The following is a 25,643-nucleotide window of genomic DNA, read 5'->3' as shown; positions in this document are numbered from 1 at the left end:
AGGAGTACCACCATGGCAGAACTCAACGAAAACCTCATCGACTGGCTCCGGGATGCGCATGCCATGGAGCAGCAAGCTGAGCAGATGCTCAAGGCCCAGGCCTCGCGCATTGAGCACTATCCAAAGATCAAGGCGAGAATCGAGCAGCACCTGCAAGAGACTCTCGGCCAGCAGAAGCTGCTTGCAGGCTGCATTGAACGTCTGGGCGGTAAGCCGTCGGCGATGAAAGACGTCATGGGCAAGGTCATGGCTTTCGGTCAGGCCGCAGGCGGGGCGCTCAACTCCGACGAAATCGTCAAGGGCGCTATCGCGGGCTATGTCTTTGAGAATTTGGAAATTGCAACTTACACGGCCCTGATTGCGGCCGCACAGATCGCTGGTGACCAGGAAACGGTCCGGGTGTGCGAGGAGATTTTGCCCCAGGAAGAGGCCATGGCCCGGTGGATCCTGGAAAACCTGCCCGAATTGACGGAAGAGTTTCTGGCGAGGGACGCCACACCTGACGTTGAAGCAAAGCGCTGACATAATCCGGGAGAAAAAGCATGGCCATCAAGACCATTGAAGACCTTTTCATCCATGAGCTGTCCGACATCTACAGTGCGGAAAAACAGTTGACTAAGGCGCTGCCGAAAATGGCCCGGGCTGCCTCGTCGCCCGCGCTCAAGGAAGCATTCGAATCCCATCTTGAAGAAACCCTCGGTCAGGTCGAGCGGATCGACCAGATTGTCGAGCTGCTCGACATCCGGCTCAAGCGCATCAAGTGTGCCGCCATGGAAGGCCTGGTCGAGGAAGGCAAGGAGGTCATCGATGAAGTCGAAGAGGGTCCCCTTCGCGACGCCGCTCTAATCGGCGGCGCGCAGAAAGTCGAGCACTATGAAATTGCGTCGTATGGCACGATTTCTGCGATTGCAAAGCAGCTCGGATACACCGACGCCATTCCTCTGCTGCAAGCCACGCTGAAGGAGGAGAAGGCTGCTGACGAAAAGCTCACCCTTCTGGCGGAATCCGCCGGCAACCAGAAAGCCGCGCAGAAGAGCAAGACCAAAGCTGCCTGAGTTCCCAGGGGAGGGCCGCGTGGGTCGCGGCCCTTTTTTTCTCCCATTTCTGCGTACCACGCAGCTACAGAAGAAATCTGACCATGAACACATCCGACAAAAACGAGGCCTCTTCTGACGGCAAAGAGCAGACAAAAGAAAAACCGACGACTTCTTCGGGCGATGCCCTGGACGATACTGGCCAGGACAACCAGCGCAAGAAAGAGCAGCCTGCGTCCAAGGGGTCGGAGACCGACGAGAAAGGCGGCTCGTGAACGTTCCGAACGAGCATTCTCACGGATCCCCCGGCAAGCTCTACATCCTCCGCCACGGCCAGAGTGCGGGCAACGTCGCTCGAGATCTTGCCGAGTCGGAAGGTCACGAGATGATTACGCTCAAGCATCGTGACGCGGACGTACCGCTGTCGGAACTTGGAATACGCCAGGCGGAGGCGGCGGCGGACTGGCTGGCCTCCCGGCCTGACGAGGAGCGCCCCAATCTCATCCTGTCGTCTCCCTTCGTTCGAGCCCACCAGACCGCTGCCATCATTGCTTCAGCGCTCGGCATTGAAGAGCGCTCCATTGAGGTGGATGAGCGCCTGCGCGAGAAGGAGTTCGGCATTCTTGACCGTTACACGCGTAAGGGCATCGAGGCAAAGCATCAGGCACTCGCGGAGCAGAGAAGTCTGCTCGGCAAATTTTATTTCCGTCCGCCGGGCGGGGAAAGCTGGTGTGACGTGATACTCCGCCTGCGTAGCATCGTCGACGGTATTCGCCTGCGGGGCCCCGGCCATCGCGTTCTCGTCGTCGGCCACCAGGTCATCGTCAACTGTTTTCGTTACCTGCTCGAAGGCATGCGCGAAGCCGACATTCTCGCCATTGACCGGGAGGGGGACTTCCCGAACGGCGGGTATGCCGAATACGACATTCTCCCTGGCCCGCCGGTGAGTTTCACATTGCGCCATGGCCGCTTCGTCCCGCCGACGCTGGAGCGCCACGAAGTGACCACGGCCAAGGACGAACCTGCAGGAGCTCGCTGATGGAAGTGCAACGCATTACCAGGGCGTTGCTCGGGCGCTGGCCGCTGCCTTCCGCTGATGAAAGCGAGAGTAAGGAGGATCGCGGTCGGGTCCTCGTCGTCGGTGGCTCGCAGCGCGTTCCGGGGGCCGTCGTGCTTGCGGGAGAAGCCGCGCTTCGCGCGGGTGCCGGGAAACTCATGATGATGACTGTCGCGGGCAATGCGACACCTGTGGGTGTCGCCGTGCCCGAAGCAGCCGTAGAGGCTGTCGACGCGGTCCCCGGTGGCGAGCTGGGACCACTTAGCCAGACCCAGGTCGACCTCGTGCGCGCGGCGACCGCTGTCCTCGTTGGTCCGGGCATGGCGACAGCGGCGTCGCCCACGTCGGTGCAAGTGACCAGGACCGCCGCCGCCGCCGTCATCGACGCTGGCAGCCTCCACGCCGATGCCATCGCGCCCGCTAGTGGTCGAGCTGTGCTGACGCCTCATGTCGGCGAAATGGCCACGTTGATGGGGATGACGCCCGACGAGGTAAGGCGCGACGCGGCAGCCGTAGCCCAGGCCGCCGCCGAGCGTTTCGATGCCGTCGTGGTACTCAAGGGCCCGACCACCTGGATTGCGGCCCCGGGAGGCGAACGGTGGGTGCACCACGTCGTTGCCCCCGGTCTCGGGACGTCAGGCTCGGGTGACGTCCTCGCCGGCATTCTTGTGGGATTGATCGCTCGCGGCGCGGGACTCGAGCAGGCCGCCGCTTGGGCGGTCGCGCTCCATGCACGGGCAGGGCAACTGGCGAGCCGGCGTTCGGGGAACGTCGGCTTCCTCGCCCGGGAGCTGTCGCCCTTTGTGCCGCGGCTGCTGGATCGACTGCGCTGACGGCCAGGCGTGCTTGAGAGCCCGCGTCGGGATCTTCTCCCAACGCCGTATAGGTCCAATCTTCAACGGAGCTTAGCCGCCGCCTGGCGTGGTCTCTTTGTCACCACGGACGCGCTGGCGTCCGCCGTCGTCGACGTCTTCGTACATTTTTTCGTTCATCTTCGCTTGCATCGATTCCGACATGAACCGCCTCGAGAACACCATCGCCTTATTAAGGCCGCCCACTACGACGACGCGCTCGCCCTCCATTGCTGCCTTGTAACCTTCGACAGCCACTTCCTCCGGGTCCATCAGGTTCGCCTTCTGGAACGCGACGCTCTGTTCCATATCTCCCTTGGGAAAGAAGTCGGTGTCGGTGGGTCCCGGGCAGAGCGCCGTCACGGTGACGCCAGTCCCGTCGAGCTCTGTTGCCAGGGCTTCGCTCCAGGACAGCACGAAAGCCTTGCTTGCGTGGTACACCGCCATGGTCGGCCCCGGCTCGAAGCCTGCGATGGATGCCGTCGTCAGAAGGCGGCCACGGCGACGCTCTACCATCCCGGGCAGGAACACCGCGGTCATCCGAAGGACCGCCTCCACGTTCAGCCTCAGCATGGACAGGTGCGTGGCGATGGGAAGTTCCCAAAACAGGCCCTTGTAACCGTGCCCGGCATTGTTCACCAGGATGTCGACCTTCCAGCCCGTACCCTCGACCGCTTCCATGGCGTGGGCCGCGCCGTCACTGTCTTCCAGATCCAGGGCGATACACAGGGTACGAATGCCGTAGCGAGCTTTCAGGTCACCGGCCAGCGTGTCCAATTCGCCAGCCTCGGGTGCGACCAGCACTAACGGATGACCGTGCCTGGCGAACTGGTGCGAAAGATGCAAACCGATGCCACTGGTGGCACCGGTGATGAGCGCGACTTCGTCGTTCATGAGAAATCACCAACCGTCGGGTTCATGACATGTTCCTGATGGGATGCACGCGCAGTGTCGGCTGCAACAGTTGAACGCCGGGTGTTCAAGCCGGCTAAACGACTTGACGTTGTTTTATTACGTCATCAGATGACTACACTTTTACGCGGTGTCCTTCACACGGCCGGCGTATCTTCGTAGGCCCGTCCCGCAGGTTTCGGTCACTCAGCTATGACGAAGACTTCTGACGAGGCCCGGCGTGTGCTCGGTGACCCGCAATTCCGCCGGGATGCGGCCCATGCGCTCGGCACGCCCTTGGGCGGGCTGCTGTTGCAATCGGAACTGATCGACCACCTCCTGCGCCGCAACGATATTGCCAAGGCGCGAACGGTCGCAGCCACCCTCATGGTCGATTGCGAGGGGTTCGGCCGATATCTCCGGGAAATTTTTGCATCGATGGCCGACATGGCCGAGGGTGGCGCTGCAGGCAGCGATCCCAGGGAATGCCTGGAACGGGCGATGGTAGACCTTGGCGATGAGACCGTGGAAATAAGCTATGAAGGCGACTCGTGCGAGGTCTCTGTTCCAGCCAAGGCGCTCGAGGCGCTCATGCGCCGCATCGCCGTCGAGACGAGCTCGTTGCGAGCGTCCATGGCGCGCCTGTCGGGGCGCCGCGAGGGAGCGAGCCTGGTGTTGACCCTCAGCTCCGACGGTCTGCAACGCCCGGAACTTACCCGCTCTCCGTTTGCCGGTGACGGCCTCAATTTATGGACGGCCCGTGAAATAGCCGCTCGTCATGGCGGCGATCTCAAGGTGACGGCCGAGGGAACCCACTGGATGGTCGTCACCTTGCCGCTTCACGCGCTGGCCTAGCTTCGTCGAACAAACGGGTAAGCGTCTGGATAAGCGCGTTCATGGAGACAGGCTTGCTCAGGTGCGCGTCGAATCCCGCATCCAGCGCGCTACGGTGGTCCACCTGGCGCCCAAACCCGGTCAGGGCAACGGCCACGATCCGCTCGGTGGCAGGCATGGTCCGCACGCGCCGTATCAGCTCGTGGCCGTCCATGTCGGGCATGCCGATGTCGGACAGTAGCGTGTCGAACGACCCATCCACCAGCAGGCCAAGCGCTTCGGCTCCCCCGTTAGCCGAGACCACATGGGCTCCTTCCAGCGTGAGAAGCTCGGCGAACGGCTGCAAGAGCTCCTCGGAGTCGTCCACTATCAGGATGCGCCTGCCGTGAAGCACGCTCGTGGTCGCTACAGCAGGGTCCTCAACCGTGTCGCTGACGGCCTGGCTCGCGTGAACGGGGATGGCGATGGTGAACACGGAACCCCGATCCGGCCCATCAGACTGTGCGGTGACCGTTCCCCCGTGCAGCTCAACGAGGTGTCTCACTAGCGCGAGCCCGATACCCAGACCACCGCCACGGCTCGATCTGCTCATACCCTGTTCGAACATCTCGAACACCCTCGTGACCAGCTCTGGCGCCATGCCAATGCCGTTGTCGACGATAGTCAACGAGGCGCAGTCCGCGCCGACCTCCATTTCCACCTTGATTTGCCCGCCATCGCGGGAGAATTTCAACGCGTTGCTCAGCACATTCCAGATCACCTGCTCGACCCTTGTGCCATCGGCGGTGATAACCAGGTCGTCATCCGGCAGGTCGAGGGTCAACGTCACGTGCCGCCTGGCCAGGTTTTCCTCCATGCCGTCTGCAATGCGACGGATGCATTCGGACACGTTCACGGGGCTAAGTTTGAGTGCGAGCTTCCCTGTATTAAGCCGAGACAGATCAAGAAGGTCGTCGATAATCTGCGCTTGCCCCTCCACGGTTCGCCGGATGGCCTCCGCTGCGCGCTTGAGCGTCGCATCATCCGAACCCGACGCCGAACGGCCGACCAGCTCGGCATTCATCAGAATGAGGTTCAACGGATGCTTGAGTTCGTGGGACATGACCGCAAGGAACTCGTCCTTGAGCTCGATCGCACTTTGGGCCTGTTCCCGTGATGCTTTCTCGGCGAGCAGCAATTCTTCGCGTTCGTGCTCGCGTTGTTTATCGGCCGTGACGTCGCGGGCGATCTTCGCGTAGCCGTGAAAGCCGCCTTGCCGGAGTGGTGTGGTGATTCCGCTACAGAAGATGCGCTGCCCGTCGGCGCGCAGATGCCAACGGTCGTCGTTCGCGCGGCCCTCGACGTTGGCGACTTCCATCTCCCGCTTGAAGGCGCCACGCGCCCGGTCTTCAGGAGTGAAGATAAGGTCGCCATGCAGGCCAATGGCGTCCATGGCCGAGTGCCGGAAAATCCGCTCTGCTCCGCGGCTCCATGACGTGATGACTCCTTCGGGGTCCGTCGTGATGATGGCGTAATCCAGCGCGCTATCAGCAACCAGGCGCATACGCTCTTCACTGCTTCGCGCCGTCTCCTCGGCATTGCGGCGGCGGGTGATGTCGATGAATGTGAGCACGGCACCTTCGATGCGATCCTCCGCCGTTCGATACGGAAGGATGCGCGCGATGTACCAGCGTCCTTCGGCACTCCCGACTTCCCTGTCGATACTTCGCAGTGAATGGAAAGCCTGCTCGGCATCGTTGGCCAGATCGGGGTAATCGAGGCTGTGATTGAGGTCAAGCAATGACCTTCCCACATCGGCGGGAATCAGCCGGAAGACATCGGCTGCCCTGGGCGTGAAGCGCTTGATGCACATGTCACGATCCACGAAGACCGTGGCGATGTCGGTCGATGCAACGAGATTGTGCAGGTCGTCGTTGATCTTCGCCGTTTCGTCCACCTTGAGCTTGAGCTCGTGGTTGACCGTGATCAGCTCTTCGTTAATGGACTGCAATTCTTCCTTGCTGGTCTCCAGCTCCTCCGTCGCGGAGCGGAGCTCCTCGTTGATGGACTGCAGCTCTTCGTTGGACGCTTTCAACTCTTCGCCCGAGGTTTCCGATTCTTCGATCGTGATCTGGAGCTGTTCCTTGACCCGCTTGAGCTCTTCTTCGAGCTGAAGAAGAAGCGGCGTCTGTTCAGAGGCCAGGTCGCTGACGACAGCATCCGCCACCGGTTGTTCATGGAAAACCACCAGCTGATAACCCGCCTCGGTTTCCTGGTCCCGTACGGGCCTGACCTCGATCGTCACCGATACCGGTTTGCCGTCGCGATCGAGCCGCACCGGCGGCGACCGGACCTGGCGACTGTACTGCGACGACTGGAATAAGGATGCGCGTAACTCGAGCCTGAGCTCGGGAATAATCAGCGAGGTCAGCAGATACGACGGTGCCCCCGCGGTGATCCTCAGATAAGAGCCGGCATCCTCCGAAGTGTGGGCAACATGGCCATCCCGGTCGACCAGAATGCTGGGCGGGAGCCGGTCTTCGACTGCTTTGCGATGAATGTCACTGAGCGACGGGCGACTTTGCGATGACTGCTGGGCGGCGACGCCGACAGCGGACTGAGGCGGAACCTGCCTTGCAGAGGACCCGAGGTAAAACCCGGTGCGAGCGACCGCGTTGGCCCGGTAAATGCGGTTCTTTTTGTCGACGGCGGTAAAGCGTTTCGAGTCGACATCTGCCGATTCGGAGCTGCCGAGGAAGAGAAAGCCTCCCGGCCGAAGGGCAAAGTGGAACATCTCCAGAACGTGGGCCTGAACATCCCGGTTGAGATAGATGAGAAGGTTCCGGCAGGTGATGAGGTCGAGCCGGGAGAAGGGCGGGTCCTGGAGTACGTTGTGCCGCGCGAACAGTACGCTTTCACGAAGCGGCTTCGCCACGCGGAAGAAATTATCGTCCCGGACCAGAAAACGGGTGACCCGACCCGGAGCGATATCGGTAACGACGGAGGAGGGGTAGCATCCCTGGCGCGCATAGGCGATGGCATCGTCGTCGATGTCGGTGGCGAAAACCTGCACGACCGTGTCCGAAGGCGCTGCCGCTTCCGTCAGCAGCATTCCGGTCGAATACGCTTCTTCTCCGGTCGCACAACCGGCACACCAGGCCCGGATGCGTCGATCTTCGTTTTTGGCTCCGTCGAGCAGCTGCGGAACGACGATTCGCTCGAGCGCCTCGAAGGCTTCGCGGTCGCGGAAGAAGTTGGTTACGCTGATGAGCATGTCCTTCAGCAGCGCAGGCCGTTCGTTCGGATTGTCGTGGAGGAAGTCGCGGTATGCTTCGAGCGTAGTGATGCCGTTGACCTGCATGCGTCGCTCGATGCGGCGGAGCACGGTCGCCCGCTTGTAGGAGCGGAAGTCATGGGTGGTCTTTGCCCTGAGGATCAGCATGATGTCGCGCAACGCATCCTCGTCGACGGGCGAGCCCGTCGGCGGAGGAGGGCTGTCGGGCGCGGAGTCAGGCGCCTCTCCAAGCGGCGGCATCATGATCCTCGAGGACTCGCGAAACAGCAGCAGCATGCGCTCGGAAAGTTCGGCAACGGGCAAGACGATGTCGACCGCGCCGGTCGCGATGGCCGCTCTTGGCATCTGGTCGTATTCGGCATCGTCCGGATGCTGGGCAAGGGTCACGCCGCCACGCTCGCGAATACGGGCGATTCCGACCGCGCCGTCCGCGCCTGTCCCGGTGAGGATGACGGCCACGGCGCGTTCGCGGTGGACCTCGGCCAGAGTGCGAAAGAAGAAGTCGATGGCCACGTGCTTTCCGCGCGTGCGGTCCATGTCGACGAGGCGGAGGTAGCCGTCGTTCATCGAAAGGCCGCTTCGCGGCGAAATGATGAACACCTCGTTTTTACGTAGACGGGTCGGTTCGGTCACCTGCGTGACACGCATGGGCGTCGACTTTTGCAGAATCTTGTCGGCGATGCTGTCGTGCTTGGGCGACAGGTGCATCACGATCACGAAGGCGGCACCGGGCTCGGACGGAAGCCCCTCAAAGAGGCGGGCCAATGCCGCAAGACCGCCGGCCGACGTACCGACACCGACCACCGGAAAGTCGAGGTGGCCAGACTGCAGGTTAGGGTCAGTCTCAGGATCGCGTGGCTGGGGAGGAATGGACATCGCATCATCCTTCGACATTAAGTACCGATTATGAGGATGGCGACGGCATAAGGCGATAGCGTGCGAGCTTGTTGTAGATCGTCTTCGTGCTGATGCCGAGACGGCGGGCGGCGGCAGTACGGTCGTTTCCGCATGTGAGAAGGGCTTCGAGGATGGCTCGTCGCTCTATCGCTTCGAGGGTCTCCGGTACCGACTCCGCTTGGAGGCGACTCGCCGGTCGCAGAACGAGGGAATCGCCGCTGCCAAGCCAGGCCCGCTGCACGGCCTGCCTGAGTTCACGTACGTTGCCTTCCCACGGGTGGCCCCGGACGAGGTCGAACGCGTCGCTCGCGAACCAGCGGGCGGTGCCGTACTCCTTGTTAAGTGCCGTCAGCATGCCGCGCGCAATGATTTCGACGTCTCCTTCGCGCTCCCTGAGGTCGGGCATGCGAATCTCGAAGCCGGCTACCCTGAAGTACAGATCCGCCCGGAGGCGGCCCATTGCCACCGCAGACAGCGGCTCGCTGTTGGTTGCGGCAACCACGCGAACGTCCAGCTGCCGGGGGCCGCGTGAGCCGAGGGTGGTGACCTCGCCGGATTCGAGGAAGCGCAGAAGTGCGGCTTGCACGGCAGGAGGCGCTTCCGTGATTTCGTCAAGGAAGAGGGTACCGCCCTCGGCTTGTGCAATAAGGCCGGCATGGGATTCGATGGCGCCGGTAAAACTGCCCCGCCTGTGGCCAAACATCTGGCTGGCCAGGAGATCGGGCGATATCGCGGCGCAATTGACGGTAATGAGTTCGCCGGTCCGCCCGCTTTCTTCGTGAATCATGCGTGCGGCCAATTCCTTACCTGTACCGCTGGCACCATGAAGCATGACGGGAAAACGGGTGGGTGCGACGGCCCTTATTTCGTGGATGACCTGCCTCATCACCGGGGACTCGCCCAGCATGTGGACACTTCTGCCGCTCACTTGCGTCGCTGCGGCGGGGGAAGCTCTGCGCAGATCCAACAGGTCACGGAAGGCTGCAAACCGGAAGGGCTTTGTCAGAAACCCGAGCATTCCCGGGATCTCGCGTCCCGCCCATGCCGCCAGCGCCGAGTCACCGCTCATCACAATCTTGGACGCCCCGGCGAGCTTCTTGCTCGAGAGGAGGTCCAGGCCGCAGCCGTCCGGCAGCCCGATGTCGATGAGGGCACAGTCAAAGCTCCGATGCTCCGCCGCCGACAAGGCCTCGCCGAGGGTCAGCGCCGGATGCACTTCAAAGCCGGCCTCGCGGGCAATCGTTGCGGCGTGCGCAGCGAAGGAGAGGTCGTCGTCGAGAATGAGCAGATTTTCCTTCATTGGATCCCTATGGGTTCGCGTCCGGCTGCGGCCTACCCTTGGGACACTCAAACCTGCGGCGTGATGGCAGCGTGAGAAGTGTGTGCCGTGAATATTTTTCCGTGTGAAAGGAAAGACTTTCCGTGCGCAAGGGTTAAATCCTGCCACCCCGCGCCGCAGCGTCCCGTCGTTGGCGGCTGCGACACTTGGCATGGCTCTTGAAGGAACAGGGGCATGAACCAGACACCCGGCACGTTCGAAACGCTGTACCTCCCCTACGCTCAGACGGTACGGGCATTTCCCTGGGAGGTGTTCCATGGCTTGCATCGCATGGGCGCCTTTGCGAGCCAGGAGGAATGCTTCAGGCACGCACTGCGCCTGGCTGAAAGCATGGGCAAAACCCGACGATGCCATGTGCGCGTGAGAATCGAGGACGAGCAAGGTATATGGACGAGCCTGGACGGCTATGTCCTTCCGGCAACGCCCGCGAGAGCAACAACGCGCCGCCAGTCTGCCGCCCGCCCACCCCTTGAGGCTGTCGCGCTTTCGTCGGGCAGGCGAGACGGTCGATCAGGGCGATCTTGATCAGCGCGCCGAGCGCGAAGACAGTCACTGAAAGCGAGCCCTCGCGGGTCAGCACAGCCAACGATTTGAAGGCACACCTCCAGGGAGACCGTTATGCTTGCTACGACTTATCGGCGTCCTTACCGCGTCGCGGCTATGCGTGTCGCTGATCCGGTCGTCGAACACCCGTTAGACGCGGTCGTCAAGGTGCTCCGCACGTGCATCTGCGGCTCCGATCTGCATCTCTACCACGGCCTTGTTCCGGACACGCGCGTGGGGTCGGTCTTCGGCCACGAGTTCGTCGGCGAGGTGGTCGATCTGGGTTCTTCGGTCCAGCGCCTGAAAGTGGGTGACAAGGTGCTCGTGCCGTTCAACATCTTTTGCGGCACCTGTTTTTTCTGCCAGCGCGAGCTGTACAGCAACTGCCACAACGTCAATCCTGAGGCGACTGCCGTAGGCGGCATTTATGGTTACTCGCACACGACGGGCGGGTACGCAGGTGGTCAGGCCGAATATGTACGGGTGCCTTTTGCCGACATTGGTCCGACAGTGATCCCGCCCGATCTGCACATCGAAGATGCGGTGCTCCTCACGGATGTGGTCCCGACGGGTTATCAAGCCGCAGAAATGGGGGACATCCGCGAGAACGACACGGTCGTCGTTTTTGGGGCGGGCCCTGTCGGCTTACTCGCCGCGCGCAGTGCGTGGCTGATGGGCGCCGGGCGCGTCATCGTTGTCGACCACGTCGACTACCGGCTCGAGTTTGCGCGCCAGTACGCCCAATGCGAAACCATTGACTTTCGTAGCGTGGGAGACATGGCCATCCACATCAAGAGAATGACGGATGGACTGGGTGCCGATGTGTGCATCGACGCGGTGGGCTGCGAGGCTTCCGGCAATACGATGCAACGGGTCACCGGTGTGACCATGAAGCTTCAGGCGGGGGCGGCAACCGTGCTGCACTGGGCGATCAACTCGGTGCGCAAGGGAGGCAACGTGTCCATCGTTGGCGTCTACGGACCGACGTTCAACGCTGTGCCCATCGGCAACGCGGTGAACAAGGGTCTAACGCTTCGCATGAACCAGGCGAGCGTCAAACGTCACCTGCCGCGCCTCATCGAGCATATTCGCGCGGGTCGTCTCAACCCACGCGGAATCATCACGCATCGCGTCCCTCTCGAGGAAGTGAGTGACGCCTATGAGATGTTCTCCGGAAAGAAGGACGGCTGCATCAAAACGGTGCTTATCCCGCCCGGTGTCAGTGTCGGCGCCGCTCCATCCGCTTGAGGAATTTGCCATGTCTCACCCGCGCGACCGCATTGTCGGTTGGGGCGCCGATCTCGACCGCGCCGACCGTCCCGCCGTGCCTATGGAACGGACCCCGCCGCGTCTCGAGGGCGTGCATTGGGGCGACCCGCCCCCTCAAGTCACGAGCGTAGAAATTCTTCAGTCGACTGAACACCTGCGCAGGCCTCCCGTGTTTGGAACAAGCGTTCCGCCGCATGGCGTCAGCGGCTGGGTCCGTCGCAGGGCCTTCCGCCACAGCGAGAACGATTTACGACACTGGCTGATGTTGCTCTTCGCTGATCGTGTCGATGTGGTCGAAAGCGCGTTATCGGATGGGCGGCGGTCACCGCGCGTGCGGTCCGTCGTAGCCGTGGTTGGCGTCGCCTTGTTGAGTCGCTGGATTATCCGGCGGTGGTGAGGCCTCGCAGGCGGTCAGCATTTTCACGCCGTGTGCCCTGAGCATTCAGCTACATGATCTTCCTTTCACCGGATCGCTCCGTGTCAGCCGTCGCTACAGCGCATCATCCACGCATACGACACGACATCAGGTTCAGACGGTGGCCGACGGCAAAGAGGAATCGGGGCGTCGGCCACCGGGCTGGGGATGGCTCGGGACCGGCCTCATCACGGGTGCCGCCGACGACGATCCCTCTGCCATTGGGACCTATGCCAGTCTTGGTGCGCGGTACGGGTTAGGAGCGCTTTGGGTTGCACCCATCCTGCTGCCGATGATGTACGTGGTGATGTACGTTTCGGCGAAAATCGGGCGTGTTTACGGGAAAGGGCTTTTCTCGGCGTTGCACGACAGGTTTCCGCGGAAGGTGGTCTATCCGCTTGCGGTGGTGGCGGTGACCGGAAACCTCATCGAGGCCGCTGCCAACCTCGGTGGCATAGGGGCTGCGCTGGCATTGCTTATCCACTTGCCTGCGTGGCTAATTGTCTTAGTGGTGGCAGGTGCCATTACAGGTGTTCAGGTGCTTGGTTCGTACGCTGTACTTCGCCGCATTTTCAGGTGGCTGACGCTCGCTCTGTTTGCGTATCCAGCAGCCGCTTGGCTGGCCGGGCCCGATATAGGGGAGGTCCTCCGCGGGACTTTCATTCCCACCTTCCACGCTGACGCCGCGTTCGTCTCGTTAATGGTCGCTAGTGTTGGCACATCCCTCTCGGCGTACGTCTATACCTGGCAGTCCAATCAGCAGGTGGAGGAACGTATGGATGCGGGTGAGGCGCCGAGGGCAAATGGCCCGGCCCCGGCGAGCCGGGAGATGAAGCGCATGAAGCGCGACGCGCTCGCGGGGGTCGCTTATTCGAACATCATCCTGTACTTCATCATCATGTCGACGGGTGCCACGCTCCACGCGGCAGGTGAGCACGATATCGACAGCGCCGGCCAGGCGGCGCAGGCGCTGGCACCGCTTGCCGGCGCGGGTGCGCAGTGGCTATTTGCCCTGGGCATTGTCGGCGTAGGGTTCCTGGCTTTTCCGGTCATGACGACGGGCGCCGCATACGACGTCGTGCAGGTATTCCGCAGGCCAGGCAGCCTGCACGACACACCCAGGCAAGCACCCTTGTTCTACGCGACGATCATTTTTGCGACGGTTGCCGCTGTCGTGCTGAACCTGCTGGGCTTCAATCCGATGCGTGCCCTGGTGTGGTCCGGCATTGTCCAGGGACTTTCGGTGCCGCCGCTCCTCGCCATGATGATGATCATGACAGGGGACCCTCACATGATGGGCCAGCACGCCAACAGTCGCCTCACGCGTCTACTGGGGTGGAGCACAACCGCCGTTACCGCGGTAGTGGCGATAGCGTTCTTCGCGCTATGGATGTCAGGAAAGGCATGAACAGCTGCGGTGCGCTGGGAGTTCTTACAACACGACGAGGAGTAGCGATGTCCCCTGATTTTCTTCGCATGCAGGCAGCGGTTCTCGTTGCGCCCGGAAGTATCCACCTGCAACAAGCTCCCTTACCAATCCCGGGGCCCACTCAGGTGCGGATCCGGCTTGAAGGTTGCGGCATCTGTGCCTCCAATCTTCCCGCCTTCGAAGGACGTGACTGGTTCAGCTACCCGATGCCCGCGGGTGACCTCGGTCATGAAGGGTGGGGCGTCATCGATGCCGTGGGTGACGACGTCACGGACCTTGCCCCAGGGCAGCGAGTCGCTGCCCTGAGCTATCGAGCTTACGCCGAGTACGATATTGCCGAGGCCGCGTATGTCGTCCCGCTACCGCCCGCACTCGACGGCGAAGCCTTCCCGGGTGAGGCGCTGGGTTGTGTGATGAATATCTTTCGCCGCGCCGGGGTGGAGGCGCACCACACCGTGGCCATTGTCGGGATCGGCTTCATCGGGGCGGCGCTGACCCAGCTTTGCGTGAAGGCTGGGGCACGAGTCATCGCTGTCGCTCGCTCCGACACGGCGATGGAACTGGCCATGCGTTGCGGAGCAGCGGAGGCCGTGCCGATGCGTGACCACCATGCCGTGATCGCTGCGATGCACGACGCCACCGGCGGCGCCCTGTGCGCGCGCGTTTTCGAGTGCACCGGGAAGCCGTGGCCTCTGGATCTTGCCGGTGAGTTCACCGGCGAAGGTGGCAGGCTCATCATCGCCGGCTATCACCAGGACGGCCTTCGGCCAGTCAACGTGCAGCTCTGGAACTGGCGCGGAATCGACGTCATCAACGCGCACGAACGCGACCCGCAGGTGGCCGCCGAGGGAATGCGGCAGGCCGTCGACGCCGTGTTGAGCGGACGTCTGGATCTTTCGCTGCTGGTGTCGCACCGCTTCCCGCTGGCCGATCTCGGCAAGGGCCTTGCAGCGGCAAGAGACCGGATGGAAGGTCTGGTCAAGGCAGTCGTTCTGACAGGAGCGGAAGCATGAGTGAACGGTTGCGGCTGGGATTCGCCGGCGTGGGCTGGATTGGACGTCATCGGTTGGACGCCCTTATAAGCACTGGTGACGTTGAGGTCGCCGCGTTGGCGGATCCCGATCCCACGTGTATCGCTGAGGCGCTCCGGCTGGCGCCGTCCGCCGTCGAATGCGGCAGCTACGCGGCGCTCCTTGAGCAGGCTATCGACGGGGTCGTCATCGCCACGCCGAGCGCGGCGCACGCCAGTCAGGCCATTGAAGCGTTAGAGCGCGGAATGGCTGTGTTCTGCCAGAAGCCGCTGGGCCGAAACGGGTTGGAAGTTCGCAGGGTCGTGGAAGCCGCGAGGAACGCGGACCGCAGGTTAGGCGTCGATCTGAGCTATCGCTTTCTCAATGGCATGGCTGCAGCCAGACGCGCCGTGCTCGAAGGTCAACTGGGCACGGTGTATGCCGTCCAGGCGACTTTTCACAATGCCTATGGTCCGGGCAAGGAGTGGTTCTACGACCGGAAGCAATCGGGTGGCGGATGTGTCATCGACCTGGGAATTCACCTGGTCGACCTTGCCTTGTGGATGCTCGGCAATCCCGCCGTCGTCGATGTGCGCGGCAACTGCTTCGCCGAGGGCCAGCCCCTGGATCTCAGAGCAGATACCGTTGAAGACTACGCGACAGCGACCATCGTCGTGCGCGGGGGCGCCGTGGTGGATCTGGCGTGTTCGTGGAAGCTGCCGGTGGGATGTGACGCGGAGATCTCCTTCCGGGTCTACGGCACACATGGCGGCATCGGTCTGCGCAATCTCGAGGGGTCCTTTTACGACTTCCAACTCGAGCGGTTCGATGGGCGCGACCGGACGCTGCTGGCCGGCCCGCCGGACGCGTGGGGTGGACGCGCCATCATCGAATGGGCGTCGGGCCTGAAGCGCTCGCGGGCCTTCGATCCGGAAGCCGCGTCGCTGATTGCTCTCGCCGATGTCCTCGATCGAATCTACGGTGCGTGAGTCACGCGACGCTCGGTATCCGAGGGGACGAAAGTTCAAGTTCCCGGCGGAAGGCTTCGATCGTGCGGGCCAGTCCTTCGTCGGCAGGCACCCGGGGGCTCCAGCCGAGCATCTGCTGCGCGCGGGTGATGTCCGGGCGCCGCCGTCTCGGGTCGTTCTCGGGCAGGGCGCTGAAGGCGAGCGTAGACGAACTCCCCGTGAGGCGAATCACCAACTCCGCAATTTCCCTGACCGTTTGCTCGACGGGATTACCCAGGTTCATCGGTCCGCAGTGGTCGCATTCCATGTACCGCACGATTCCCTCGACCAGGTCCGATACGAACTGGAGGCTGCGGGTCTGCGCGCCATCACCAAAAATGGTGAGCGGTTCACCCGCCAGGGCCTGGCAGATGAAGTTAGTGACGATACGTCCGTCACGCAGATCCATGCGCGGGCCATAGGTGTTGAAGATCCGGATGATCCGGACAGGCAGCCGGTAGTGCCTGTGGAAAGCCATGGTAGCCGCTTCCGCATAGCGCTTGCCTTCGTCGTACATGCTGCGAGGCCCATTGGGATTGACGTTTCCCCATTGGTCTTCCTGCTGCGGGTGATGAAGGGGGTCCCCATACACTTCGCTGGTGCTGGCCAGGAGAAATTTCGCGCCGTGGCTAAGCGCCATACGCAGAAGATGATGGGTACCGAAGCTGTTGGCCTCGAGCGTCTCGATGGGCCATTCCTGGTACTTCGGCGGCGATGCCGGGCTTGCCAGATGCATCACCCAGTCGACGGCGCCGCCGACGTCGAACGGAAGCGAGATGTCATGCTGGAGAAGGCGAAACCGGGGGTGATCGGCCAGGTGCTCGAGGTTGGACAATCGGCCGGTGATGAGATCGTCCACTCCGGTAACGCGACAGCCTTCGTCGAGCAGGCGATCAACCAGATGGCTGCCGACGAAGCCGGCCGCGCCGGCGATCACTACGTGGGGCGACTGCATGGGCGCCGATCCTGATCCGTTGGTGACGGAGACTTTTGCCATGTCCAGATCCTCATCTGACTGCAACGTGAGAGTGTCGATGGGACCATCGGCGCCTTGGAGGATGAGAGGCAAAACGTCCGGCAGGAGTGAAGGATTCCGACCTTCGACGCGACATAGCTGACCGGCCGATGCACGTTAAGCAATGTCGAGATGAGAGCCAGGGAAATTCACCCCTCCTGCAGCGCGCTACGTCAATGCTGGCTGCCTCTCGTCGGGAGCAAGCGCATGAGAAAGTCCATCCTGATCACCGGCGGCGCCGGCTTCATCGGTTCCTGGCTCAGCGACCAGCTCCTTGCCGACGGCCATCGCGTTCGCGCACTCGACATCCTGGCCCCGCAGGTGCATGGCCCGGAACGTCGCCGGCCGTCCTACCTCGACCCCGAGGTGGAGCTGGTGGAAGGCGATGTGCGGGACCCGGACGCCGTACGCCGGGCCCTTGACGGCATAGATGGCGTATACCACCTGGCCGCTGCCGTTGGCGTTGGGCAAAGCATGTACGAGATAGCAGGCTATACGTCGATCAATAACCTCGGGACGGCCGTTTTGCTCGAGGCACTGGCGGAGCGTCCGGTCGAGCGCCTTGTCGTGGCATCGAGCATGAGCATCTACGGTGAGGGGATGTACACGGACGCTCATGGCCGGCGGCTACCGGGGAAACGGCGCAGCAGAGAACTGCTTCAACGCGGGGAGTGGGAACTGGTCGGCCCTGAGGGCGACCTTCTGCAGCCCGTGCCGACCGACGAAACGAAGCAGCCCGACCTCTCGTCGGTCTATGCGCTCTCGAAGTACGACCAGGAGCGTCTGTGTCTCATGGTGGGTGAAGCCTATGGCATCCCCACGACCGCACTTCGCTTCTTCAACGTTTATGGCCCGCGCCAAGCCTTGTCGAACCCCTACACAGGGGTGTTGGCGATTTTTGCGGCGCGCCTGCTGAACGAAAATCCGCCTTCGATCTTCGAAGATGGCCTTCAGCAGCGCGATTTCGTGAGCGTGCGCGATGTGGCACGAGCTTGTCGGCTGGCCTACGACTCGCGGTCTGCCGTTGGCGAGGTGATCAACGTCGGAAGCGGTCACGCCTACACCATCGCCGAGATCGCGCGACTGTTGTCAGAGGCGGCAGGGCGGCCCCAGAGTCCCGAAGTCACGGGACGATACCGGGTGGGCGACATCCGTCACTGCGTGGGGGACATCGGGCTGGCGGAGCGGCTGATGAATTATCGCCCCGAGGTCGACATGAGCAACGGCATGGAGGAGCTGGTCGCCTGGCTCGCGACGGCGACGGCCGTCGACCGGGTGGTTGAAGCGAGTGCGGAGCTGCAACGCCGGGGCCTGACGCTATGAGCCCCGCAGCCGAAGGCCACCGGGGCAATGACGCTGACAATGGCCCGGTTATCGGCATGCTCGAATGGTTCTGCATGGGGGACCGGAGCCTTGCCGAGTCGTCGATCGAGGAGCTCCGGGAGCTCGGGGTGCGACACTTGCGCATCGGCGTTTCATGGGCCGACTACTTCCGTGATGGTGGCCCGGACTGGTATGACTGGCTCATTCCTGCGCTTGCGAAGCACTTTGAACTATTGCCGTGCTTTCTCTACACCCCTCCCTCCCTGGGTGAAAAACCGAGTACAGCTGCACCGCCGCGCCTGCTGAAGGACTTTGCGGATTTCATCGATGTGTGCATCACTCGCTACGGCGACCACTTTCAATACGTCGAGTTGTGGAATGAGCCAAACAACCTCGTCGAGTGGAACTACGGACTGGACCGTGGCTGGACGAAATTCTGCGAGATGGTCGGCAATGCCGCCGCGTGGGCGCAGCAACGGGGAAAGAAGACGGTTCTCGGCGGGATGTCTCCGATCGATGCGCATTGGCTGGAGGCCATGTTCGAGAATGGGTTGATGGCTTACATCGACGTCGTCGGCATCCATGGTTTCCCCGGGAGCTACGACATGCCGGGCGAGCCCTGGGAAACCAGGGTCAAGCAGGTAACGGACGTCCTCCACGCGCACGGTCACCCGGCTGAGGTCTGGTTGACCGAAACCGGATACTCCACTTGGCGGCATGATGAATTCGCGCAGGTTCGGGTGATGGCGGAGGCGAGCCGTCTTCCCGTCGCGCGGGTGTATTTGCTCTCGCTACGCGACCTTGCTTCAGCACGATCTTCCCAAGCCGGCTTTCACAATGACGAGCGCGACTATCACTTTGGCATAAAGCACGCCGACGGAAGGCCGAAGCTCCTGTACCGGTTGTGGTCCAACCACGGCCTTATGGGCGCCCGCGCCGCCGCGGCGTGGCCGACCTCGCTGCGAACAGACGCGCCGGTCTCTGTGGTCACCGGTGGCGCCGGCTTCATAGGGTCTAATATCGTCGATCGCCTCGCCGCTGTCGGCCGGCGCGTTCGAATCATCGACAGCCTCGCACGGGACGGCGTCGAAGATAACCTGACTTGGCTGCGAGGGCGCCACGGCGACCTCATTGAATTTTCGCCCTGCGACATCCGTGACCGCTATCAGCTGGCCGAGGTCATCGGCGGCGCCGAGGAAATCTTCCACCTGGCGGGGCAGGTCGCCGTGACGTCGAGCCTGGACGATCCCATGACCGACTTCGACGTCAACCTGGGTGGCGCGCTCAACGTCCTTGAGGCAGCGCGCCGGCAAGCCCGTCCTCCGGCGGTCATTTTTGCGTCGACCAACAAGGTGTACGGCGGTCTTGAAGACATCGATCTCGAAACGATCGATGGGCGCTACCAACCCGTGGATCCGCATTGGCTGACCCATGGAGTGAGCGAGGACCGGCCCCTTGACTTCCACAGCCCCTATGGATGTTCCAAGGGCGGCGCCGACCAATACATCCGGGACTACGCGCGCTGCATGGGCGTGCCCTCCGTGGTGTTTCGCATGAGCTGTATCTACGGGCCGCGCCAGTTCGGAACCGAAGATCAGGGTTGGGTGGCGCACTTCCTCATCCGGGCGCTTCAGAAACAAGCCATCACGCTGTACGGAAATGGCATGCAGGTGCGCGACATTCTTTATGTCGACGACGCGGTCGACGCCTATCTGATTGCCGCGCGGCGGATAGATGAGCTTCAGGGGAGGGCGTTCAACCTGGGAGGGGGTCCCGATAACACCATCAGCCTGATGCAGCTAGTCGACTGGATCGAAGAACTCACGCGCCGCCGGGTCATCATCAACCGGTCCGTGTGGCGGCCCGGCGACCAGCGCTATTACGTTTCCGACACTCGCGCCTTCCAGGCGGCAACCGGTTGGCGAGCAACGGTCGGCGCTGCCGACGGCGTCGAACGCCTCTACCACTGGCTTCGCAATGGAACATCCACCCGCGAGCGCGCATGGCTATCCGCCGCATCCTGATGAGCACAGACGCAGTAGGCGGCGTCTGGACCTTCTCGCTCGAGTTAGCGAAGGGGCTTCAACACCATGGCATCGAAGTGCTTTTGGCGGTGCTCGGACCCGCGCCGGACGGCGGACGGCTTCGTTCGGCTGCGGCAATCTCCGGCCTCCGGCTCGAGCACCGTGATTACCCGCTGGAATGGATGCGAGAGGCCACCGATGCCAATCAGGCAGAGGCTGGTGAGTGGCTGCTTGGCCTGGCGCGCTCGTTTGCTCCGGATATCGTCCACCTCAACCACTTTTGTCACGGAAATCTGCCATGGCCGGCGCCCTGCGTCGTGGTCGCGCACTCCTGCGTGGCGACATGGTTCCAACACGTGCGCGGCACGCTGCCAGGACCGGAATGGAACGACTACCGGCGCCGCGTGAAGTCGGGGCTGATGGGAGCAGTCCTCGTCGCGGCACCGACCCGTAGCATGCTCGACGACCTGGAGCACATTTACGGGGGTCTCGCGCGGACCTCGGTATTGCATAACGGGCGGCGTCCCGATGACTTCCGGTGCGCGCGCAAACTTCCTTTCGCCCTATGCGCGGCGCGCATCTGGGACGAGGCGAAGAATGTCGCAATGCTGGATAGAGCGGCTCCCATGAGCCGGTGGCCCATTCGTGTGGCAGGGGACGTTCGTCATCCCGAAGGAGGCTCCGTGGTTTTCGACCATGTCGAGCTGCTTGGCGGTCTTGGCGAGGCTCGTATGGCCAGCCTCTACGCACGTGCGGCTATTTACGTGTTGCCAGCACGGTACGAACCCTTCGGTCTGTCGGTTCTCGAGGCTGCGTTCGCGGGGTGCGCGCTCGTGCTGGGCGACGTCCCCTCGCTGCGTGAATTGTGGGAAGACACAGCGTGCTACGTGCCACCCGATGATCCGCGCGCTATTGCCGACACTATCAATGCGTTGTCCAGCGACCGCCGAGCGCTTCATGCCCGCGGAGCCCGAGCTCGCCGGCACGCCGGACGCTACTCCGCCGAACACATGGTGAATCGGTGGCGAGAAACGTACCGGAGCCTGGAACGCGAGAGGACAACGCCATGCACATCGTGATGTTTTATCACTCCCTCATCTCGGACTGGAACCATGGGAACGCGCACTTCTTGCGTGGAGTCGCTAGTGAGGCGCTCGCGCGCGGCTATCGCGTCACCGTGTATGAACCACACGACGCATGGAGCCGGCAGGAGCTGATTGCCGAACAGGGCATGGCCCCCGTGGAGCGATTTCACCAGGCCTACCCTGCGCTCACCAGTCGCATCTACGACGAGGCGACGCTTGACCTTGACGAGGCCCTGGATGAGGCAACCATGGTGCTTGTCCATGAGTGGAACACACATGAGTTGGTTGCCCGTATCGGGCGCCACCGGCATAACAGTCGTCACTACAGGCTGTTCTTCCACGATACCCACCACCGGGCGGTGACGGACGAAGCCTCCATGGCCGCGTACGATCTCTCCGGGTACGACGGTGTTCTCGCGTTTGGTGAAGTCATACGCGAGATGTATGTGAAGCGAGCATGGGCGGCACAGGCGTGGACCTGGCACGAGGCCGCCGATATCCGGATGTTCCATCCGATGCCAACCGTCGAGCGCCGTCACGACCTGGTGTGGATAGGAAACTGGGGCGACGGGGAGAGAACCCGCGAGTTGCGCGAGTTCGTTCTGGACCCGGCGAGAGAGCTCAAGCTCACGGGCACCGTTCATGGGGTACGTTACCCAACGGAGGCTCTGGAGACCGTGGCTCGAACGGAGCTGACGTTTGCCGGATGGCTGCCTAACTTTCAGGTCCCCACGGTGTTTGCGAGTCACCGGTTCACCGTTCACGTGCCGCGAGGGCCGTACGTCCAGGCGCTGCCCGGGATTCCAACCATCCGGCCCTTCGAGGCCATGGCTTGCGGGATCCCGCTCATCAGTGCGCCTTGGGAGGATCAGGAACACCTGTTCCGCGCGGGAGACGACTTCCTGATGGCACGCGACGGTGAAGCCATGAAGGGTGCCATGCGAATGCTTCTTCAAGACCCGGACTTCGCTGCCCACATGGCGTCACACGCCCTTTCCAACATTCGGGCTCGCCATACCTGCGCCCACCGCGTAGACGAATTGCTAGCCATTTATGCGGCGCTTGACGACGCGCCCGCGTCGAGGACATATGCATGAAATTCGCTTTCTTCGGCTCAAGCCTCGTGTCGGCCTATTGGAACGGGGCAGCAACCTACTACCGTGGTTTGATTCGACATCTCCATGAGCGCGGCCACGAGATCACCTTCTACGAGCCCGACGCCTATGGTCGTCAACAGCACCGCGACATGGAAGATCCGCACTGGGCTCGCGTCGTGGTTTACGCGGCCACTACGGATGCGACGCATGCAGCACTGGATGACGCTGCGAGTGCCGACGTCATCGTGAAAACCAGCGGCGTCGGTGTCCTCGACAGAACCTTGGAAGAAGGGGTCCTGAGCCTGAAAAAGCCGAACAACACCATTATCTTCTGGGATGTCGACGCGCCAGCCACGCTCGACAGCGTCAATGCGACGATCGTTAATCCTTTTCGCCGGCTCATTCCGCGTTTTGATCTGATCTGTACCTATGGCGGTGGCGCGCCGGTGGTGGATGCCTACATGGCCCTGGGAGCGCGCCACTGCGAGCCGGTCTACAACGCCCTGGACCCGCACACGCACCATCCCGCTCCAGTCAATCCCGCCTTCACCGCCGACCTCGGTTTTGTGGGGAATCGCTTGCCCGATAGGGAGAGTCGGGTCGAACGTTTCCTCCTGGCTGCCGCGGAGGCCTTGCCGGAAAGGACATTCGTTCTGGGTGGAAGCGGTTGGGAAGACAAGCGATTGCCTTCGAACGTTTCGTATGTCGGCCATGTTTACACGCATGACCACAACGCTTTCAATGCGTCGCCGCGGGCGGTCCTCAATATCAGCCGCGACTCCATGGCTCGCTACGGGTTCTCGCCTGCCACACGTGTCTTTGAAGCTGCCGGGGCGGCCGCATGCATCATCACCGACGCGTGGGAAGGTATCGACATGTTTCTCGAGCCAGGTAAGGAGGTGCTGGTAGCCGGCGGAGGCGACGAGGTGGCGGCCCATGTGGAGGCGTTGGACGATCGGCAAGCTAAGGCGATGGGTGCGGCGGCACTTCGCAGGGTCCTCGCGGAACACACCTATGCGCATAGGGCCCGGCAGATCGAGGCGCTGCTTGCAGGACGAAGCGTCTCGGCACTTGCCATCGCCGCCTCGACGTAACACCGCAACGTGGATATCGTCTTCCTAGGCTTGTCGATCACTTCGTCGTGGGGCAACGGCCATGCGACGACCTACCGTGGCCTGCTTCGCGAGCTCAGCCGACTCGGCCACCGGGTCACCTTCCTGGAACGCGACGTCCCCTGGTATGCGCCGCACCGCGACCTGCCTGCACCGTCCTATGCGCAGACCCTGCTTTACGGTTCGCTCGAGGCACTGCGCGACCGCTTCAGCGCACGGATCGGAGAAGCTGACGCGGTGGTGGTCGGTTCCTATGTCCCTGATGGCGTAGCGGTCGGGGACTGGGTACTGGACACGGCACGGGGAGTCACGGCCTTCTATGACATCGATACACCCGTGACCCTGGCGCAGCTGGCTGCCGGTGCCGAGACCTACCTGGCGAAGCGTCAGATCGGGCAATACGACCTCTACCTGTCATTCACCGGAGGACCGACGCTGCGACGGCTCGAGAGCGAGTTCGGCGCACGTTGCGCACGGGCGTTGTACTGCGCTTTCGATACCGAGGCCTATTTTCCGGACGACACCGCCGTGCGGTGGGACCTTGGCTATCTCGGTACGTACAGCGACGACCGGCAGCCGCGCGTGCGCTCGATGCTGATTGAGCCGGCGAAGCGCTGGAAGGATGGCCGGTTTGCCGTGGCAGGGCCGATGTATCCGCCGACGCTGGCCTGGCCCGACAACGTAACGCGTACCGATCACGTTCCACCCAGCGAGCACCGTGCTTTTTACAACGCCCAACGCTTTACGCTCAATGTCACGCGTGACGACATGCGGTGCGCGGGATGGTCGCCGAGTGTGCGCCTGTTCGAAGCGGCGGCATGCGGTATCCCGACGATCTCTGACGCATGGGACGGACTGGACACCATTTTCCAGGTCGGGACGGAAATCCTCGTGGCCGAAACGACCGACGCCGTGCTCCGCATCCTGAAGGACATGGGCGAGCGCGAACGCCTCGCCATGGGGGCGCGCGCCCGCGCGCGGGTGATGGGCGAACATACGGCAGCACACCGCGCGGAAGCGCTGCCCGACCTCCTTGCTGAAGCCGCCGGCATGGCTCTCGCCATGCGGGGCGCGTGAGAGTGATGCCATGAGCCGAGATACCCTGCAGTCGCATCCCACCGGGGCCGATAGCGGCGACGTGATCCAGGCAATGGGTCCCTGGTTCCACAACCTCCACTTGCCGGATGGCCGCCAGACGGCGCCGGATCATCCCCTGGGTGATTATCCGGCGTACAAATGGGACGCCCTCAAGAGCCACCTTCCCGATGACCTGGAGGGGCGGACCGTCCTGGACATCGGTTGCAATGCGGGCTTCTTCTCAGTCGAGCTGGCCCGCCGGGGCGCGCGAGTCACCGCCATGGATCACGATCCTCACTACCTGCGGCAGGCCGCGTGGGTGAAGGAGGCCTTTCACCTCGGCGATCGCATGCTCGTACGCAGCGGCGACGTCTACGGACTGGCCACCACCGCGGAGCGGTTCGACATCGTGCTGTTCCTGGGTGTCTTCTATCATTTGCGCCATCCCTTACTGGGCCTCGACCTCGCGGCTGCGGTATGCACAGACACGCTGCTGGTGCAAAGCCTTGCCAAGCAGGGAGTCACAGGACCACCGGGTGGTGAAAGCGACCCCGGCTTCCTCGGTCGCGACCGTCTACGCGAAGACGGGTGGCCCAGCATGTCGTTCGTGGAGCACGAGCTGGCCGGCGACCCGACCAACTGGTGGGTGCCAAATCCCTCCGGACTTCGCGCCATGGTCCGTTCTGCCGGGTACGAGGTGAAACAGACGGCAGCGGACATCCTGATCTGCCGCCGGGGCTCCGGCGCGGCTGCTGCAGCGTCACGATGCAGGCAACTCATCGGACAGATGCAACAGGTTCGATGACGTCGCATACATAGGTGACGACGTTTGGCTATGTCAACGCGGAAGCAGCCGATGCACCCGGATTACTCACGGCAGCTGGCGCAGCCTCACAACTGCCGGCGAAGGGCCGGAGCAGTGGAGGCGGAATCATGGCGACGCAGAACAACGAGAATAATCAGAACGACCAGAAGAACCAGAATAACGAGAATCAGAAGAACAACGAAAACCAGAAGAACAACGAAAACAATAAGAACAATCAGAATCGTTGAGTTCGAT

The 25,643-nt window shown here is 62.6% G+C and carries 23 protein-coding genes and 1 pseudogene; 19 read left to right on the top strand and 5 right to left on the bottom strand.

The window, feature by feature from the left end; all coding sequences use genetic code 11:
- Window positions 1-12: 12 nt before the first annotated feature.
- The 5 genes from ACVWWJ_RS12065 to ACVWWJ_RS12045 all read left to right on the top strand — a co-directional run bounded on the left by ACVWWJ_RS12065 (window position 13) and on the right by ACVWWJ_RS12045 (window position 2,924).
- Window positions 13-522 carry a ferritin-like domain-containing protein gene (locus tag ACVWWJ_RS12065; RefSeq protein ID WP_456968031.1) on the top strand — a complete coding sequence of 170 codons (510 nt, stop codon included), beginning with the start codon at window positions 13-15 and terminating at the stop codon, window positions 520-522.
- A 20-nt stretch (window positions 523-542) separates the two neighbouring features.
- Entirely contained in the window at window positions 543-1,055 is a 513-nt protein-coding gene (locus ACVWWJ_RS12060; RefSeq protein WP_456968030.1) for a YciE/YciF ferroxidase family protein, read from the top strand.
- An 83-nt stretch (window positions 1,056-1,138) separates the two neighbouring features.
- Window positions 1,139-1,309, top strand: a complete 171-nt coding sequence (locus ACVWWJ_RS12055; protein WP_456968029.1) for a hypothetical protein — start codon at window positions 1,139-1,141, stop codon at window positions 1,307-1,309.
- Window positions 1,306-2,073: a histidine phosphatase family protein gene (locus tag ACVWWJ_RS12050; protein ID WP_456968028.1), complete on the top strand. Its 768-nt coding sequence runs from the start codon at window positions 1,306-1,308 to the stop codon at window positions 2,071-2,073. Before ACVWWJ_RS12055 ends, ACVWWJ_RS12050 begins: the two co-directional genes overlap by 4 nt.
- Window positions 2,073-2,924 (top strand): NAD(P)H-hydrate dehydratase, encoded by an 852-nt coding sequence (locus ACVWWJ_RS12045; RefSeq protein ID WP_456968027.1) that lies wholly within the window; start codon window positions 2,073-2,075, stop codon window positions 2,922-2,924. Before ACVWWJ_RS12050 ends, ACVWWJ_RS12045 begins: the two co-directional genes overlap by 1 nt.
- Before the next feature lie 72 nt (window positions 2,925-2,996).
- Here the strand turns inward: ACVWWJ_RS12045 and ACVWWJ_RS12040 are convergent, their stop codons facing one another.
- The gene (locus tag ACVWWJ_RS12040) at window positions 2,997-3,836 is read right to left on the bottom strand and encodes an SDR family NAD(P)-dependent oxidoreductase (protein WP_456968025.1); all 840 of its coding nucleotides are present in this window, start codon (window positions 3,834-3,836) and stop codon (window positions 2,997-2,999) included.
- A gap of 210 nt (window positions 3,837-4,046) precedes the next feature.
- On the opposite strand from ACVWWJ_RS12040, the gene ACVWWJ_RS12035 reads away from it, so the two are divergent.
- Window positions 4,047-4,688, top strand: a complete 642-nt coding sequence (locus ACVWWJ_RS12035; protein WP_456968024.1) for a hypothetical protein — start codon at window positions 4,047-4,049, stop codon at window positions 4,686-4,688.
- On the opposite strand, the gene ACVWWJ_RS12030 is transcribed toward ACVWWJ_RS12035, so the two are convergent.
- From ACVWWJ_RS12030 to ACVWWJ_RS12020, 3 genes and pseudogenes are all read right to left on the bottom strand, one after another.
- The gene (locus ACVWWJ_RS12030) at window positions 4,660-8,217 is read right to left on the bottom strand and encodes a CheR family methyltransferase (RefSeq protein ID WP_456969701.1); all 3,558 of its coding nucleotides are present in this window, start codon (window positions 8,215-8,217) and stop codon (window positions 4,660-4,662) included. The genes ACVWWJ_RS12035 and ACVWWJ_RS12030 overlap by 29 nt on opposite strands.
- 60 nt (window positions 8,218-8,277) lie before the next feature.
- Window positions 8,278-8,817: pseudogene (locus ACVWWJ_RS12025) on the bottom strand (chemotaxis protein CheB); the annotation flags it as partial.
- A 28-nt stretch (window positions 8,818-8,845) separates the two neighbouring features.
- A complete protein-coding gene (locus ACVWWJ_RS12020; protein ID WP_456968023.1) occupies window positions 8,846-10,138 on the bottom strand; it encodes a sigma-54-dependent transcriptional regulator in 1,293 nt (430 codons plus the stop codon).
- Window positions 10,139-10,351: 213 nt separating this feature from the next.
- On the opposite strand from ACVWWJ_RS12020, the gene ACVWWJ_RS12015 reads away from it, so the two are divergent.
- From ACVWWJ_RS12015 to ACVWWJ_RS11995, 5 genes are all read left to right on the top strand, one after another.
- Window positions 10,352-10,702, top strand: a complete 351-nt coding sequence (locus tag ACVWWJ_RS12015; protein WP_456968022.1) for a hypothetical protein — start codon at window positions 10,352-10,354, stop codon at window positions 10,700-10,702.
- Between the two features lie 135 nt (window positions 10,703-10,837).
- Complete coding sequence (locus tag ACVWWJ_RS12010; RefSeq protein ID WP_456968020.1) at window positions 10,838-11,968, top strand: zinc-dependent alcohol dehydrogenase; 1,131 nt, start codon at window positions 10,838-10,840, stop codon at window positions 11,966-11,968.
- Window positions 11,969-12,525: 557 nt separating this feature from the next.
- Window positions 12,526-13,812, top strand: coding sequence for an NRAMP family divalent metal transporter (locus ACVWWJ_RS12005; RefSeq protein ID WP_456968019.1), 1,287 nt, complete (start codon window positions 12,526-12,528; stop codon window positions 13,810-13,812).
- Window positions 13,813-13,859: 47 nt separating this feature from the next.
- Window positions 13,860-14,846 (top strand): MDR/zinc-dependent alcohol dehydrogenase-like family protein, encoded by a 987-nt coding sequence (locus tag ACVWWJ_RS12000; protein WP_456968018.1) that lies wholly within the window; start codon window positions 13,860-13,862, stop codon window positions 14,844-14,846.
- Window positions 14,843-15,832 carry a Gfo/Idh/MocA family protein gene (locus tag ACVWWJ_RS11995; RefSeq protein WP_456968017.1) on the top strand — a complete coding sequence of 330 codons (990 nt, stop codon included), beginning with the start codon at window positions 14,843-14,845 and terminating at the stop codon, window positions 15,830-15,832. The genes ACVWWJ_RS12000 and ACVWWJ_RS11995 overlap by 4 nt, the downstream gene beginning before the upstream one ends.
- Window position 15,833: 1 nt before the next feature.
- Here ACVWWJ_RS11995 and ACVWWJ_RS11990 read toward each other — a convergent pair whose 3' ends face one another.
- Window positions 15,834-16,847 carry a UDP-glucuronic acid decarboxylase family protein gene (locus ACVWWJ_RS11990; protein ID WP_456968016.1) on the bottom strand — a complete coding sequence of 338 codons (1,014 nt, stop codon included), beginning with the start codon at window positions 16,845-16,847 and terminating at the stop codon, window positions 15,834-15,836.
- A 225-nt stretch (window positions 16,848-17,072) separates the two neighbouring features.
- Here ACVWWJ_RS11990 and ACVWWJ_RS11985 point away from each other — a divergent pair, with 225 nt between their 5' ends.
- From ACVWWJ_RS11985 to ACVWWJ_RS11950, 8 genes are read left to right on the top strand one after another with little or no spacing between them, the layout of a single operon-like run.
- Window positions 17,073-18,188, top strand: a complete 1,116-nt coding sequence (locus ACVWWJ_RS11985; protein ID WP_456968015.1) for an NAD-dependent epimerase/dehydratase family protein — start codon at window positions 17,073-17,075, stop codon at window positions 18,186-18,188.
- The gene (locus ACVWWJ_RS11980) at window positions 18,185-20,212 is read left to right on the top strand and encodes an NAD-dependent epimerase/dehydratase family protein (protein ID WP_456968014.1); all 2,028 of its coding nucleotides are present in this window, start codon (window positions 18,185-18,187) and stop codon (window positions 20,210-20,212) included. Before ACVWWJ_RS11985 ends, ACVWWJ_RS11980 begins: the two co-directional genes overlap by 4 nt.
- Window positions 20,191-21,291, top strand: a complete 1,101-nt coding sequence (locus ACVWWJ_RS11975; RefSeq protein ID WP_456968013.1) for a glycosyltransferase family 4 protein — start codon at window positions 20,191-20,193, stop codon at window positions 21,289-21,291. Before ACVWWJ_RS11980 ends, ACVWWJ_RS11975 begins: the two co-directional genes overlap by 22 nt.
- The gene (locus ACVWWJ_RS11970; protein ID WP_456968012.1) at window positions 21,279-22,394 is read left to right on the top strand and encodes a CgeB family protein; all 1,116 of its coding nucleotides are present in this window, start codon (window positions 21,279-21,281) and stop codon (window positions 22,392-22,394) included. The genes ACVWWJ_RS11975 and ACVWWJ_RS11970 overlap by 13 nt, the downstream gene beginning before the upstream one ends.
- Window positions 22,391-23,488 (top strand): CgeB family protein, encoded by a 1,098-nt coding sequence (locus ACVWWJ_RS11965; protein WP_456968011.1) that lies wholly within the window; start codon window positions 22,391-22,393, stop codon window positions 23,486-23,488. Before ACVWWJ_RS11970 ends, ACVWWJ_RS11965 begins: the two co-directional genes overlap by 4 nt.
- A gap of 9 nt (window positions 23,489-23,497) precedes the next feature.
- Window positions 23,498-24,583: a CgeB family protein gene (locus tag ACVWWJ_RS11960; RefSeq protein ID WP_456968010.1), complete on the top strand. Its 1,086-nt coding sequence runs from the start codon at window positions 23,498-23,500 to the stop codon at window positions 24,581-24,583.
- Window positions 24,584-24,593: 10 nt separating this feature from the next.
- Window positions 24,594-25,388, top strand: coding sequence for a DUF1698 domain-containing protein (locus ACVWWJ_RS11955; protein WP_456968009.1), 795 nt, complete (start codon window positions 24,594-24,596; stop codon window positions 25,386-25,388).
- Window positions 25,389-25,402: 14 nt separating this feature from the next.
- Window positions 25,403-25,636: a hypothetical protein gene (locus tag ACVWWJ_RS11950; protein ID WP_456968008.1), complete on the top strand. Its 234-nt coding sequence runs from the start codon at window positions 25,403-25,405 to the stop codon at window positions 25,634-25,636.
- The last annotated feature ends 7 nt before the right edge of the window (window positions 25,637-25,643 follow it).

The organism is Luteibacter sp. HA06, assembly GCF_054061215.1.
The sequence above is the reverse complement of the archived record's forward strand: the minus strand, read 5'-3'. Positions and strand labels throughout refer to the sequence as shown.